The 14166-nt window shown below is 54.5% G+C and carries 13 protein-coding genes and 1 riboswitch; of the genes, 5 read left to right on the top strand and 8 right to left on the bottom strand.

Annotation, left to right across the window (positions count from 1 at the left end):
- Positions 1 to 9 precede the first annotated feature (9 nt).
- A complete protein-coding gene (locus tag AC58P5_RS27480; RefSeq protein ID WP_497392218.1) occupies positions 10 to 558 on the top strand; it encodes an NADPH-dependent FMN reductase in 549 nt (182 codons plus the stop codon).
- A 264-nt stretch (positions 559 to 822) separates the two neighbouring features.
- Here AC58P5_RS27480 and AC58P5_RS27475 read toward each other — a convergent pair whose 3' ends face one another.
- A complete protein-coding gene (locus AC58P5_RS27475; protein ID WP_497392216.1) occupies positions 823 to 1635 on the bottom strand; it encodes a DUF6597 domain-containing transcriptional factor in 813 nt (270 codons plus the stop codon).
- Positions 1636 to 1780: 145 nt separating this feature from the next.
- Here AC58P5_RS27475 and AC58P5_RS27470 point away from each other — a divergent pair, with 145 nt between their 5' ends.
- Complete coding sequence (locus AC58P5_RS27470) at positions 1781 to 2230, top strand: SRPBCC domain-containing protein (protein WP_497392214.1); 450 nt, start codon at positions 1781 to 1783, stop codon at positions 2228 to 2230.
- A gap of 200 nt (positions 2231 to 2430) precedes the next feature.
- Here AC58P5_RS27470 and AC58P5_RS27465 read toward each other — a convergent pair whose 3' ends face one another.
- The 6 genes from AC58P5_RS27465 to AC58P5_RS27440 all read right to left on the bottom strand — a co-directional run bounded on the left by AC58P5_RS27465 (position 2431) and on the right by AC58P5_RS27440 (position 8683).
- Positions 2431 to 2652 (bottom strand): DUF1540 domain-containing protein, encoded by a 222-nt coding sequence (locus AC58P5_RS27465; protein ID WP_497392212.1) that lies wholly within the window; start codon positions 2650 to 2652, stop codon positions 2431 to 2433.
- A gap of 41 nt (positions 2653 to 2693) precedes the next feature.
- Complete coding sequence (locus AC58P5_RS27460; protein ID WP_497392210.1) at positions 2694 to 4085, bottom strand: cryptochrome/photolyase family protein; 1392 nt, start codon at positions 4083 to 4085, stop codon at positions 2694 to 2696.
- A gap of 149 nt (positions 4086 to 4234) precedes the next feature.
- Positions 4235 to 4699 carry a C40 family peptidase gene (locus AC58P5_RS27455; protein ID WP_103997967.1) on the bottom strand — a complete coding sequence of 155 codons (465 nt, stop codon included), beginning with the start codon at positions 4697 to 4699 and terminating at the stop codon, positions 4235 to 4237.
- Between the two features lie 3 nt (positions 4700 to 4702).
- Positions 4703 to 4850: riboswitch (cyclic di-AMP (ydaO/yuaA leader) on the bottom strand.
- Positions 4851 to 5027: 177 nt separating this feature from the next.
- Entirely contained in the window at positions 5028 to 5618 is a 591-nt protein-coding gene (locus AC58P5_RS27450; RefSeq protein WP_497392208.1) for a SurA N-terminal domain-containing protein, read from the bottom strand.
- Between the two features lie 206 nt (positions 5619 to 5824).
- Positions 5825 to 6646 carry a hypothetical protein gene (locus tag AC58P5_RS27445; RefSeq protein WP_497392206.1) on the bottom strand — a complete coding sequence of 274 codons (822 nt, stop codon included), beginning with the start codon at positions 6644 to 6646 and terminating at the stop codon, positions 5825 to 5827.
- A gap of 9 nt (positions 6647 to 6655) precedes the next feature.
- Entirely contained in the window at positions 6656 to 8683 is a 2028-nt protein-coding gene (locus AC58P5_RS27440) for a M1 family metallopeptidase (RefSeq protein ID WP_497392204.1), read from the bottom strand.
- Positions 8684 to 8801: 118 nt separating this feature from the next.
- Here AC58P5_RS27440 and AC58P5_RS27435 point away from each other — a divergent pair, with 118 nt between their 5' ends.
- Positions 8802 to 9308, top strand: coding sequence for a YwhD family protein (locus tag AC58P5_RS27435; RefSeq protein ID WP_497392202.1), 507 nt, complete (start codon positions 8802 to 8804; stop codon positions 9306 to 9308).
- Positions 9309 to 9883: 575 nt separating this feature from the next.
- Here AC58P5_RS27435 and AC58P5_RS27430 read toward each other — a convergent pair.
- Entirely contained in the window at positions 9884 to 11959 is a 2076-nt protein-coding gene (locus AC58P5_RS27430; protein WP_497392200.1) for a transglycosylase domain-containing protein, read from the bottom strand.
- A gap of 375 nt (positions 11960 to 12334) precedes the next feature.
- Here AC58P5_RS27430 and speE point away from each other — a divergent pair, with 375 nt between their 5' ends.
- Together speE and speB are read left to right on the top strand one after the other, a co-directional pair.
- Positions 12335 to 13162, top strand: a complete 828-nt coding sequence (gene speE / locus AC58P5_RS27425; RefSeq protein WP_009671582.1) for a polyamine aminopropyltransferase — start codon at positions 12335 to 12337, stop codon at positions 13160 to 13162.
- A gap of 34 nt (positions 13163 to 13196) precedes the next feature.
- The gene (speB, locus tag AC58P5_RS27420) at positions 13197 to 14066 is read left to right on the top strand and encodes an agmatinase (protein ID WP_497392198.1); all 870 of its coding nucleotides are present in this window, start codon (positions 13197 to 13199) and stop codon (positions 14064 to 14066) included.
- The last annotated feature ends 100 nt before the right edge of the window (positions 14067 to 14166 follow it).

Below are 14166 nucleotides of genomic sequence, written 5' to 3'. Positions count from 1 at the left end.
GGTTCGCTTATGAAAATCGCAGCAGTTATCGGAAGCAACCGCAAAAACTCATATAACTTGAAGCTTGCGGAGTATGTGCAAAAAACCTTCAAAGATCGGCTCGACGTGGAAATTGTCAGAGTGAACGATCTGCCGTTTTACAACGAAGATATCGAGCTGAATCCGGAGCAGTCGGTGCTGGATTTCCGCAGCAAAATTGCGGGCGCCGACGCCGTGCTTTGGGTTACGCCCGAGTATAATTACTCGATCCCCGGCGTGCTGAAAAATGCCCTCGACTGGCTGTCACGCGGGGACCGCGTGATGATCGGCAAGCCATCCTGGATCATGGGCGCTTCGATGGGAACTCTGGGCACTGTGCGCGCACAGGAGAATCTACGCGACATTCTGTTCTCGCCCGGCATTTCTTCTGTACTGCTCCCCGGCAACGAAGTGTACGTAGGTCTTGTCCATGAAAAAATCGATAAAGACGGCAACCTGCATCACGAGCCTACTATTGAGTTTCTCAACGTGGTCGTGAACAATTTTATTAACTGGCACGGCAAGCTGTACAAAAATTAATCGGTAGCCGGGATTATTCCGCCCGAATCTTGAGGGATCTTCTCTCTAAAAGGCTGCATGAGATACGCAAAGTATCCATGCGGCCTTTTCGGCGTTCCTGAGGCTCTGTTGACGGAAGATCGGCATGTTTCTGTTAAGCTCTCGCTTTTGCGGAAAACAGACTAATTCAAGCATTCAGACTCCACGAATATTTTAAATCGCTGATTTGCCCGATGTGCAGGTCGGCAGCAGGCCGTTATATTTTCCCATGAAAGCTTTTCAGGGTTAACCTTGCTTGCTGCGCACGTACTCCTCCGGAGATTTGCCGACAACCGTTTTGAAATCTTTAATAAGATGAGCCTGGTCGTAATAGCCCAGATCTACCGCGAGCTTCGACCAGTCCGGCGATCCTCCCGCATCCGCCATTAGAGCGGCATCCTGCAGCCGGTATCTCTTGATCACCCATTTCGGGCTGGCACCGACATACTGGCTGAACAACCGCTGCATCGTTCTTAAGGAAATGCCGAACCTGGCTCCAACGTCCTCAACCCGGTTGATTTCCCTGTGTCCCGCAATATAATCGATCACCGAATTGACGATTTCGATTTGTTCGTCAGCCGGGGGCCGCTCTCTATTGAAAAAGTCATCCACGAAGCTTACCTTCGCATCTTCATCCGGTTTGGAGAAAATGGCCTCTTCCAGCGGAAGGCTGCTTATACCGAAAACCTCCCGGAAAGCCAGGCTGCGGTTAACCAACTCCGAAGCCGGACGCCGGTAAAACGGATAAAATCCGCCCGGCCGGAACAAAACGCCGAATACTTCTCCTTGGCCCTCAAGAAGCTGCGATGTTTTCCCTTTATTCGTCCCGTAGATCCGCGTGTTGTTTCTTTCGAAGACCAGATTAAAGCAGGGAGGCTGGATCACCTCCTGGGTATGGGAAGGAAGTCCTCTCAAGTCCCAATGAATCAGCCAGTAATGCCGGATAAAAAAAGCCAGCTCCGGAGCGGGCAATCTTCGGGAAATGGTGAACTTTTGCCGGCCAATCTCATAATTTAAAATGCCTTTGTTGATGACGGCCGGATTCTCTTCGGGTTTCATGCGGAGCCGCCTCCGTTCCAGATGAAGTCTCAGGGAAGATGTCGCTTTTTTACAATCCGTTTGCGCCGTGGCCCTGTAAAGTTGATGGTAGCAAAACAGACAAGCTATCACAAGACGCCGACACTAGGCTAGGGAGGAATTTTCAATGGATCTTACTTATCATTTTTATATCGACGGCAGCCCGGAGCAGGTGTGGGATGTTTTCGTAACGCCGGAAAAAACCCGTAAAATCTTTTTCGACTGTGTGATCGATTCTTCTTATGTCCCCGGTGAATCTATCCGGTTTATCGGACCCGGCAATGACGGCGAGCAGACGGTCCACATTTACGGAGAAGTGCTGGAATACGAGCCGAACCGCGTCCTAAGTTACATCGAACATCCCGGTCCTTCGTATTATCCGAATCATGCGGATATCACTACGCGGGTAACCATTAAGCTGGAGCCGGTCGGCGGCTGCACCAAGCTGACCCTGATCAACGATGAGTGGGTTGAAAATCATCCATCCTACGAGAAGACGGACTCCGCATGGTGGATGCTGCTGAGCACCATCAAAACGTTTGTGGAGACTGGAAAGAAACTGGATCTCGGCTGGTAAGTGATAAAGGGTAGGGGACCCGTAGAAGGCTGGGGTAGTAAGCGGAGCGTTCCACACGAAAAAAGCCGGACAGCATGAAGCCTGTCCGGCCTTAATCACCCGCTGGCTCAGCGGGATTATTTTTGTAAGCCGACAGTAGGGGAACTCTACGGTTCCTCTGCTGTCGGCATTTTCATTTTTTAATGAAAAGTTCGATTGAATTAGTGATGATGACGTTCCTCGAAAGTTTGACAGCAGGTGTCGGTGATGCCCTCGGCGGAATCCTGATGCCCGGAATCGTAAGGCAGACCGTCCCGTTCTTGCGGTTGTGGCTTGTTCGAATGAGCGTTTACTTCGATCATAATAACTTCCGCATTGCAGTTATTGCCCTGCTCCCAGTATTCGCAGTTGGCAATGCTGCATTTCACCATTGGATTTTCCATGTTTATCACCTCGTACTTCTATTTACCCGAAGAACGAAGCTTTAAACAGGGGGGCAGTCATTTCGGGAAGCTCCGGCCGGACCCGGGCCGACAGCAGGTTTGGCTTCCGCCAGCATTTGCTTGTAAATCTCGATCGCTGCGGCGCGGGAGCTCTTCAGATCGACGATCGCGTCCGTCTGCGGCTTGTGAATTTCCTTATCGCTCAGATGAGCGAGCCGGGGAAGCCACCGCCGGATGTACATCCCCGTCGGATCATGGGTCTCCGACTGCGTGACGGGGTTCATCACCCGGAAGTACGGAGACGCGTCGAAGCCGAGCGAAGCGCTCCACAGCCAGCCGCCCCGGTTGAGCACGTTGTCGTAATCGGCGAGCTTGCGCCGGAAATACCGCTCACCCAGCGTGAAGGGACAGCGCAGGTTCTTGGTCAGGAACATGGCCGTCACCATCCGCAGCCGGTTCGGCATGTGCCCCGTGGCGTTCAGCTCCGCCATGGCCGCATCCACGACCGGAATGCCGGTCTGCCCCCGGCACCACCGCTCGAAGAGCGTGTCCTCCAGGCCGGAGAAATCGAATTTCTTCTCGTAGACGAAGAAATCCGGGTTATAGACGGCCTGGTACAGGTAGAAGTCGCGCCACGCCAGCTGGCGCGTCCAGGCTTCGTGCCGCTCGCTGCCGAGAGCGGCTTCATACGCCCGGCGCACGGAGAGCGCGCCGGTGTTCAGGTGGCGGCTGATCCCGCTGGTCGTCTCGAAGGCGTACCGGTCTCTTTGCGCTTCATAAGCGCGGAGACCTCCTTCGAGAAAGCCGCTCAGAGTCTGAGCGGGATCAGGCGCCGTGCCGGCCGCTTCCGGGTCCAGCGGAAGCGGAAATCGCGCGGACCAGGCTTCGCGGTCCGGCAGCGGCCGTGTCTGCAAATCGCGCACGGTGACGGCCGACGACGGCCGGAAAAAAAGGTGCATGTAAGCGTTCCATTTTTTATAAAAAGGGGTAAATACTTGGTAAGGAGTGCTGCGCTCCGCAAAGTGCTGGAAATCCCCGAAATCGGCGAGAGTATGGTCGATCAGCGTAGTAACCGGAACGCCGCGGGCGGAAGCTGAAACCTTCAGTTTGCGGTCACGTACTAATGCATAGGGCGTAACGTCGCCGTGCAGGACGATTTCTTCAATGGGGAGCTCGGCCAGCAGATGATCCACCACGGCATGAGGCTCGCCGGCAAGCACCTCCAGATGCGCGCCCGCTTTCCGGTATTCGCGGATCAGCCTGGAGACGTGACGGAGGAAGTTGACTCCGCTGTGTTCCCGCTCCCGGCCGTCGCGCAGAAGGAAAGGGTCCAGAATCAGGATGTGCAGGCTTGGACGCCCCAAGCTGTGAATGTAATCAAACGCAGTCATGTCATCAATCCGCAAATCTTTGCGATGAATAAAAAGGATCATAATGAAGGGACGCTCCTTGCTTTTTCGTCTAACTTCATAGTAACAGGAAAACCGGCGCAAATGAAAAGAAGCCCGGCAAGCCAGGCGGCAACCTGGATTACGGGGCTCCCTTTCGGGTATATGCTGCGTTCCATTACGAGTGCGTCTTACTAGTCTGCAGTGATCTTGTTAAAAAGGTCATCGCCGATAACGCGGCGTGCAGAAACGTATCGTTTCGCATAGTAAGATTCGCTCAAGTCACTCTTTGTAACACCTTTGTTCGTGGCGGAGTGGGCGAACTTGTTGTTCCCGATGTAAATACCTACATGGGAGATGCCTTTTCCGTCGGTGTTAAAAAATACCAGGTCACCCGGTCTCAGATCGCTTTTCGCAACCGAGGATCCTTGGCCGTTCTGTGCTTTTGAAGTGCGTGCCAGATCAACGCCGAACCGGTCGAATACGTAGGACGTGAAGCCCGAGCAATCAAAACCGCTGGTCGATGTGCCCGAATACTTGTAAGGCGTCCCTACCAATCCGTCAATCGTGGAGCTGAGCGTCGACTTCGCGGATGCGCTGCCGATTTCCACACTCAAAAACAGGGTCAAGCTCAAAACAAACAACAAGACTTTCTTCAACTGTGTTGCTCCTTCCTGTGCCTACGAGGTTAGCTGGAGGGTTCGGTAGAAGGTGTCCCCTATGATCCCTTTGTTGCAAGATCAATTCACCCAGAGTGGATCCCCCGTTCTCTTCCTTTTCGTCTAAGAAGAAATTCGGCAATCTTTTTCTGTTCGACACTAAATATTCGCCATAGGTCCAGAAATTCCTTCCAAAAAACTAAAAATAGTTACAAAAAAGTTTCAAAAGCAGTTATTTAGTCGGATTTCAGGGCAAAAAATAGATCAAAAAACCCGCCTTCTTGTATAAAGAGGGCGGGTTTTCCATGTCTTTCAGCTTAGAGGCAATCTAAGTCTTCGGTTGATCCGGAAACTTCACGCGCAGCCCCGGTTTCGTTTCGGCAAGCAGTTTTTCCTGCAGGGCGTTGAGGTCTTCCTGCGTTTTCAGCTCGCCTTTTTTGACGAGATACTCGATCGTTTTTTGCTGGAGGAGATATTTGGCGTACTGGTTGACGGTTTTAGGATCGGTCCAGTAGGTCGCTTCGGTCAAGCCGGCGCTTTTGTAGAGCATCTCTTTCAACTGAGCCGCTTCGGGGCCGGCTGCTTCCAGCGCTTTGCGCTGCTGATCGACAGCCTGCTTCACTTCGGCTTCCTTGACTTTGACGCCGCGCTTCTGGCCGTAACGGACGAAGAGCTCGTCCTTAAGCATCAGATCGAGCAGCTGATCGTTGGTCAAATTGTTTTGAGCGCCCTGCATTTGAAAGGCCAGGTCGACTTCGGCTTTCATTTTGTCGAATGCCTGATTGGAAATGCGGACGTCGTGACCGATCGCCACAACCTCTTTGGCTTTAACGTCGGACTGTCCGTAAAAGAACGACCCGGCGGCGACACAAAGGCCAATTACTGCCGCCACGACGGTGCTTGTCCGTGGGGATATCATCGGTAATGCCTCCTTTTATCTTCTATCTTTCCATGATAGCTGAAAAAAACGCAAATGGAAACTAAAAACCCCCCTGGCCGGTGAACGGCAGGGGGAGACGGATATCGCGCCGGAACCATCCGGAAAGAGAACGGCTGATAAGACGGTCCGACGATTGAGACGCGTCTGTTTTGCCTCCCGGCTTACGGGCAGAATAACGGGCATTTCTAGGTCCGGTAGCTTTCCCAGATTTCACGCTGCGCCGCGATGGACCACATTTTGACAAAGGTGCGGACCAGGGGGTATATCTGGTGGATAATGAGGGCCGTCAAGCCTGCCCACACATAGGATGCGGTAGTAGCCGCAACGGCAAGAAGGAAGCCGAGCAGGATGAGCAGCAGGGCATTGCACGTGATCCGCAAGCCTTGGCGGAACACGACCGGAAGCACCGCGAGAAGTCCACGTCGATCCTCGGAGGCCCGGCCGAACTGCAGGAACAGGAAGATAAGCTGAATGAGCAGGGCATACACGGCATAGAGAGCCGCCCAAGGAAGCAGGGACAGGAGAAGCTGCTCGAATGCGTAGGCTTCGTTGAACAAAGCAAGTGCTTTGGGAGCCAGCCAGTAGAGCGGAGCAAGCACCAGGACCGTTTGAAGAAGATAATAGAGGAAGAAGGGCAGCAGAAGCTCGCGTATTCCTTTCATAAACCGGTAACCCGCATTCATCTGCCGGTGTTCCAGAGAGTACAGGACGCCTGCGTTCAGCATGGGACTAATCAGCATCCGGACGGCCAGCAGAATGAGAAACCATTCGAGATACGGCTGGATGAGATCCGTTTTTACAAGTCGGAACTGGCTTTCCGCCACGAACAAATGAATGGCGCTCTGGGGCTGATCGCTTGCCGGATAACGGTGGAGCAGGGGGACGATAATGGATTGGACCCATTTATAAAGCAGAATCCCCCAGGCAAACTGGTACACATACAGCACGCAAACGGCGAACGGCTGCTTGAGGGCGGCCGTCAAGCCTTGTCGAAGATAGCGGAGCATCTCATCACCTCACCAGGCTACAGTATCGAACAGCGTTTCCAGCAGTTTGACGACGCCGAGGGTCCAGCGGATTCTCCACGTGGTGTCGACTTCGGTTTTCATATAGTTGTTGATATGCCGGTTTTCGAGCTTCATGGTGTATGCGGGGTCCAGAGAAACCCAATCCACCGGGGATTTATGGGTCAGCTTGTACTCGATCTGCTCGCCCTGTCCGTCCCAGACCTTCTCTGTCGCCGAGCCGTCGGCAAAATGGAACCGGATCGGCACAGCCGGTACATTGCCTCCGAACTTGCGGACCAGCACGCTGCTTTCGTACAACGTCTGTCCCGACTCGTTCGCCTGGCGGATGCGGATGTTATCGACCGCATAGTCGGTCATCATGCTGCCGTATACATACTGATCGAAAAACTCCGTCCATTTCGTTTTGGTGATTTCCTCCACGACCGTTTGAAAATCGCGGGTGCCCGGATGCTTGAATTTCCAACGCTGGAAGTATGTTTTCATAATACGGTCCATCGTGTTAAGCCCGACCCGGTGCTCGATTTCCTTGAGAACCAGCTTGGCGCGGGTATACACGTTGTCGGCGTATTCGCCGTGGCTGCGGTAACCCCACGCATTTTTCTGCAGAGCAGCCGGAGCGGTGATGTAACTGGATTCGACCGGAAGGTTGGGCTTCGTCCCGTATTCCAGTTCCATCAGCTTATCCTCCGTGTAGGAAGTGAACCCTTCGTCAAGCCAGGCTTCCTCGAACTCGTTGCTGGCGACGAGTCCGTACCAGAACTGGTGGCCGATCTCATGGACGACAACGCGCTCGAGTTCCAGGTCGGGAGTCCCCTCGGAGGCTCCCCAAGCGGTAACGAGCGTGGGATATTCCATGCCGCCCGCCCCGTTGGCTTCCTCAGGAGGCACAACGATGGATAAGGTCGAGTACGGATACGTACCATACCACTGGGAGTACCGGCTCAACGCTTTTTTGGCGGCGATCATATAGCGGGACTTGTACGGTTCATGCTTGGGGTCGAGGTACAGCTTGATCTTGACCCCCGGCAAATTGGGAGCGGCATAGGGCTCTTCAAACATCTTGAAGTTGGGCGAAGCGGACCAGGCGAAATCATGCACGTCATCCGCATAAAACTGATAGGTTTTCTTCCCGGCTTCGACGACCGGATTTTTGGTCGGAAAACCGGTGGCGGCCACGATGTAATCCGCCGGGACTTTCACCCGGACATCGAAAATGCCGAAGTCCGCGTAAAACTCCGAATTGCCGTGGTACTGGTGCAGGTTCCAGCCTTCCGCGGTCCGTCCCCGGGTGCCGGCAGGCTCGTACACGGCAAGCTTGGGAAACCACTGGCCGGCCATAACGAAATCTTTCGTTACGCCCATGCGGGCGAACACTTGCGGAAGCTTGACCGCAAAATCCGTATGCAGCGTAATGGCGGCTCCTGCGGCGACGGGCTTCGGAAGCGTAATCTTGATCAGCGTCCGGTCGTCGGGGTTTCCGTCATCGGGCTGGACGAACTGCATCGCGGAGCTGAGGTCGGTTTCGTCCTCGGTCTTGATGCTGCGCAGTTCCATATCGCCGAAGCTGCCTTTTTTGGCTTCGTCTCCCCGCAGCTTGCCGCCGGATTCCTTCATAAAAGTCGTCTTTTCCGATGCGAAGGCGTTCGGATAAAGATGCATGTACAGTTCCTGTACAGGCTGACTGCCCGGGTTTTTCCAGGTGAGGGTCTGTTGGCCGAGGAGCTTCTGGTTTTCGGGGCTGTATTCCACATTGATGTGATATTCGACGATGCGCTTGCTGAGAGGCTGGTGGACACCTTCTCCTGACACCGGCGGTTGACCGATTGAAGAAGAGGGTTCCGCGTTCACCGGGGAGACTGGATTCTGAGCGGTCCCGGACAGAACGGCCCGGCTTGTCTGGCCCGTCCTTTCTTCAGGGGAAGAAAGGAGCGAATTGGCGAGGAAGGCTGCGCCCAGAAATGCGGCGGCCGCGGATACGAGCCAGGCTTTTTTTCGGTTGGCCATCTTTACTTTCATGATTTTCACCCCGTTGACAAGCATCTACAGCATGTATATGTTTGCATTCCGGGGATTATTAGCTAAAATAAATGAAGAAGAGCAGAATTATTTTTCTAGGAAAGCGTAGGTGCCTTTCATGGATTCCCATAAAGAAGAACCGAAGAAAAAACCGGCGGCATTGAATATCGTCAGCACGAAGGTGAATCACAAAGGATTCGGAGCGGGTTCGATTGATCTGAGCAACGTATCCAGCCTCATCATCGACGGAGATGAAGCTTATCTCGACATGGGCGCGCTGCACGCGAAGAGCCAGGTGGAGAAACGGATCAAATTCTCGACGAACAAAGAAGACGTCCCGGACGGACGCCGCTGCTGGATCGTATGGGTGGCCGTGGACCGCTCCCCGGAAGGAACTTTCTACGCCGGAGTGACGGCTTGCGAGATGCTGATCGATACGGAAGCGCGCAGAGGCTGGAAAATCCTCGCCGATCACGTGAACCGGATGGACGCCGCAATGAAGCGCAAGATCATGGTAGAAGGTCTGGACGAAACGGAAAAAGCCGCGCTGCGCAAGGCTTTGATCGAGCATAATGAGGAATGGTGGAATCACTCTTCCGAGGAGCTCAAACAGGCGCTTGCCTAGCCTCACGGAAAATGTGTACAAATTGTGTCATGGATTGTGAGACCCAATGGAAGCGGGTATACTAACACTAGTGTATGTTACACTCATATACTAGGACAGCAAAAAGGCAGACTAAGGACGCTTAGTTCTGCCTTTTTGCGTTGGAGATAAATGACTCCGCTGCCGGTTATTCCCTTTAAAAGAGCTTTCGCCGCTGGGAAAACCTTCAATAAAAGAAGCTGCGGAAAGGTCTCTGCCGGTCATAGGGGCGTACAATAAAAAGACGGATACGGGCTTTGGCTCGTATCCGTCTTTTTATGATTTCTTCCAATGAAGAGGCTGAAACTTCGAGCAATGGCGGGACCGGACAATTCTATTGCTCGCACGCGAGTTCCGGGTGCGAGCGGTGCACGGCGTCACATGAAGGTGGTCAACCAAGAACTCCTCCATTGCTCCCGAGCGAGGTCCCGGGCGTTTGTTCCCGCACGGGGTTTCCCTCCGCCGGGCTTCCGCCTTACCGGAAGCGGAGCGGCCGGAACGCCGCATGACAGGCCGTCATCCCTTATACGGGATGACGATGCTGCCTGCCTCTGCTGCTACTCGTTCCACCAGCGCTTCACATCTTCCCACCAGGAGCGCGCTCCGCTGCCGAACCCTTTGCCTTTGGCGGCACGGTTCGTGCAGTACTCCTTCGGCTCCGTGCCGGAGAGGAATGCCTCGTTGCGCGCGCCGGTCGTACAGTCTTCATTGGCGAGCTTGCCGCTCTTCGGATCAATGTAGACGGTCGTGACTCCCTCCGGCACCGGGAAGAGCTTCGGCGGAATCGCCTCCAGGACGGCTTCGGTGTAGCCGGCGAAGATGGGCGAGGCGAGATGCGATTCCGCCGTGTTGATCGCCCGTCCTTTGTCGTAGCCGACCCAGACGGCGGTGACCAGCTCGGGCGTATAGCCGACCATCCACGCGTCGGCGTCGGTCGTGCCCGTCTTGCCCGCGACGGGCCGCTTGATCGTGGCGGCCACCCGGCTGCCGGTACCGCCATCCTCGAATACGCTCTCCATCATATGGGTGAGTACGTAAGCGGGCGCGGCATCGGCGACGCGTTCGCTTTTCGGCGCAGCCTGGTAGAGGACGCTGCCGGCCATATCTTCGATCTTGATAATGGCCGTCGGCTCGACGCGGACTCCCTGGTTGGCCAGCGCCGAGAAGGCGGCCGCCATCTCGTACGGGCTTACCGGGTAGGTGCCCAGCGCGAGGGAGGGCAGCGGCTTCAAGTCGCTCGTGATGCCGAACTTCCGCGCGTTGTCGATGACCTTCTGGGGACCGACCTTCAGAATCGTATCGACCGCGAAAATATTGTCCGACTTGGCGATCGCCCGGCGCATGTCGATGTCCGCATTTTCGTACTGGTCATTATAGTTGCGGGGCGTGTAAGACTGCCGGCCCTCATCGTACTTGAAGACGGTCGGTTCGCTTCGGACCGTGCTGAGCGGCGTAAAGCCGTTCTGCAGAGCCGTAAGGTAGACGAACGGCTTGAAGGAGGAGCCTGGCTGGCGAGTCGTAGCGAACACGCGGTTAAACTGATTCGCTGCATAATCCTTGCCGCCTACCATCGCCTTAACGTAGCCGGTCCGCGGATCGAGCGAGATTAGGGCGCCTTGAATCTCGCTTTCTTTCGGAAGCTGCTTGGCCATCTGTTCTTCCGCGATTTTCTGCGCCTTCAGATCCAGCGTCGTATAAATATTCAGGCCGCCTTGTTCGAACTGGTCTTCCGTAATGCCCAGCTTCTGCACGGCCAGCGTTTTGATATAGTCGCGGAAGTAAGGAGCCTGCGAAGGCTTTTTCTCCACCAGAGGCTGGACGGTCAGCTTCTCCTGCTTGGCCGCGTCAGCTTCCTGTTGGGTGATGAAGCCTTCTTTGGCCATCGTCTGGAGCACGACGTTTTTCCGGTCCATCGCATTCTCCATGTTATAGTAGGGCGAATAAAATTTCGGCCCTTTCGGCACGCCTACGAGCATGGCGCTCTGCGCCAGGGACAAGTCCTTGGCATGCTTGCCGAAGAACAGCTGGGAAGCCGCTTCGATTCCATACGTGGAATGGCCGTAGTAAATCTGATTCAGGTAGCTTTCCAGGATCTGATCTTTGGTCAACTGCATCTCCATCTGCACGGCGTACACCGTTTCTTTGATTTTACGCGTCCAGGTACGGTCATGATTCAAATACAAGTTCCGTGCCAGCTGCTGGGTGATCGTACCGGCTCCCTGCACCTTGGACATGCTTTTCAGATTGACGATGGCCGCGCGCGCTATGCTTTTGACATCGAAACCCGGATGATTGTAGAAGTTCTGATCTTCTATCGCGAGCGTCGCTTTAACCACATACACGGAAATGTCGCTGATCGGCACGATCTTGCGGTTTTGACCGGAATCCAGCGTATCGATTAAAGTTCCGTTAACGTCAAAAATTTGGGACGTCTGGAGTATCTTCGTGACCGGAAGCGCCTGCGAGCGCAGGTAGAGAAGGAATACTCCTCCCAGTACGCACAGGACCAGAAACGTCGTAAAGGAGAAAGCGAATCCCCGTTTTAAACGGTGAGGCCAGTTCTTATCCGCCGGACCTTGTGGCTTTTTGTCGGGAGCGGCATTGTTATCGGGTTCTTTCTGTTCATCGGCCAAGAGTCCCTCACTCTCCTTTCTTGTCGGGCCTAGCGGGATCAAGCGTAAGCTTTAGGATAGATAATAGCGGCATATTACACAGTATGGAAAAGCTTTCCGGCCCCTATTCAGGTATTTTTCCTCCCGCTTCCTAAAATTTCGTAAAACGGCCCGCCCGTCCTGCAAATTTCTTGCATTTCGGGTTCAATCCTCTATAATACAATTTGTGTGTGCAAACCCTCAAGGCGCAAGGCTCATTCCGCGCATGGATTTACCCGCTTGTGGTACAATGATGAGGATACTATTCAGTACGAAATAATGGAGCGGTCGGTCTCATTTTCGGCTTGTCCGCATGCACTCCTTACATCACTATACTTAAGAAAAGAGGCTGGGAATATGGAACTTTGGTATACAGAGAAACAGACGGAAGACTTCGGCATCACCGCCAAGATTAAAGAAACGCTGGTGACCGAGAAAACCGATTTTCAGGATCTGGCCATGATCGATACAGCCGAATGGGGCCGCATGCTCGTTCTGGACGGCATGGTCATGACGACCGTAAGAGACGAATTCGTCTATCATGAAATGGTTGCGCATCCGGCCCTGGTTACCCACCCGAACCCTAAGAACGTTCTTGTTGTAGGCGGCGGCGACGGCGGCGTCATCCGTGAAGTGCTTAAGCACCCGAAAGTGGAAAAAGCCGTTCTGGTTGAAATCGACGGCAAAGTAATCGAGTATTCGAAGAAATACCTTCCCGAGATTGCCGGCGAGCTGGACAACCCTCGTGTCGAAGTGATCGTCAACGACGGCTACATGCATATCCACGATCACAAAAATACATACGACGTGATCATGGTGGATTCCACCGAGCCTGTCGGACCGGCCGTGGAACTGTTCTCGAAAGGCTTCTACCAGGGCATCTACGATGCTCTTAAAGAAGACGGCATTTTCGTGGCGCAGACGGACAACCCTTGGTTCAAAGCGGACCTGATTCAAACGGTTAACCGCGACGTTCGTGAGATCTTCCCGATCGTCCGTGTTTACGGCGCGAATATTCCGACTTACCCGAGCGGTCTCTGGACATTCACCATGGGCAGCAAAAAATACGATCCGCTTCAAGTCGAAGAGGCGTCGATTCCCGAATTTGAAACGAAATACTACACGCCGCGCCTTCACAAGGCCGCGTTTGCCCTGCCTAAATTCGTTGAAGATCTCGTAAAATAAGGACCGTTTCCGAACAGAAAGGTGCGACGACTGCATGCGTTTAGATCAAGCTTACTCCGGCAACATTTTTATCGCCTCCTCCGAGGACTACGCGTCCTCCCGTGCCGTACTTTACGGAATGCCTATGGACTACACGGTCAGCTTCCGTCCGGGTTCCCGCTTCGGCCCTGCACGCATCCGCGAAGTTTCCATCGGGCTGGAAGAATACAGCCCCTATCTCGATAGAAGCCTCGACGAAGTGAAATACTTCGATGCAGGCGACCTGATGCTGCCTTTCGGCAACGCGGGACGCAGCCTGGACATCATCGGCGAATACGTCCGCGGTCTTCTGAGCGACGGCAAGTTCCCGCTCGGAATGGGCGGCGAGCACCTCGTATCCTGGCCGGTCATCCGCGAAGTGTACGCGAAGTATCCGGATCTGGCGCTCATTCACATCGATGCGCATGCCGACCTTCGCGAGCAGTACGAAGGCGAGCCGCTGTCCCACTCGACGCCGATCCGCAAGGCGGCCGAGCTTATCGGCGGTAAGAACGTGTACCAGTTCGGCATCCGTTCCGGTATGCGCGAAGAGTTCGAATACGCGCGCAAGAACCTGAACTTGTACCCGTTCGAAGTTCTGGAGCCCCTCAAGAAGGTGCTGCCGGAGCTTGCGGGCCGTCCGGTTTACCTGACGATCGACATCGACGTGCTCGATCCGTCTGCGGCGCCGGGCACAGGCACGGCCGAAGCTGGCGGTATCACCAGCAAGGAACTGCTTGCCGCCGTTCACGCTATCGCAGGTTCCGAGCTGAACATCGTCGGCGCCGACGTGGTTGAAGTGGCCCCGGTTTACGATCCGTCCGAACAGACGCAGATCGTCGCGGCCAAGCTGATCCGCGAGATTTTGCTGGGTCTGGTGAAATAGCTTTTAATCCTCAACAACATATGATGCGTAATCCCATCCTCCAGGCCTTGTGTCTGGGGGATTTTTACTCATCGGGGTTTTCGTATACGACGGCGCCGGC

The organism is Paenibacillus sp. JT31N7, from assembly GCF_059692095.1.
This window is presented reverse-complemented; position numbering and strand designations above follow the sequence as displayed.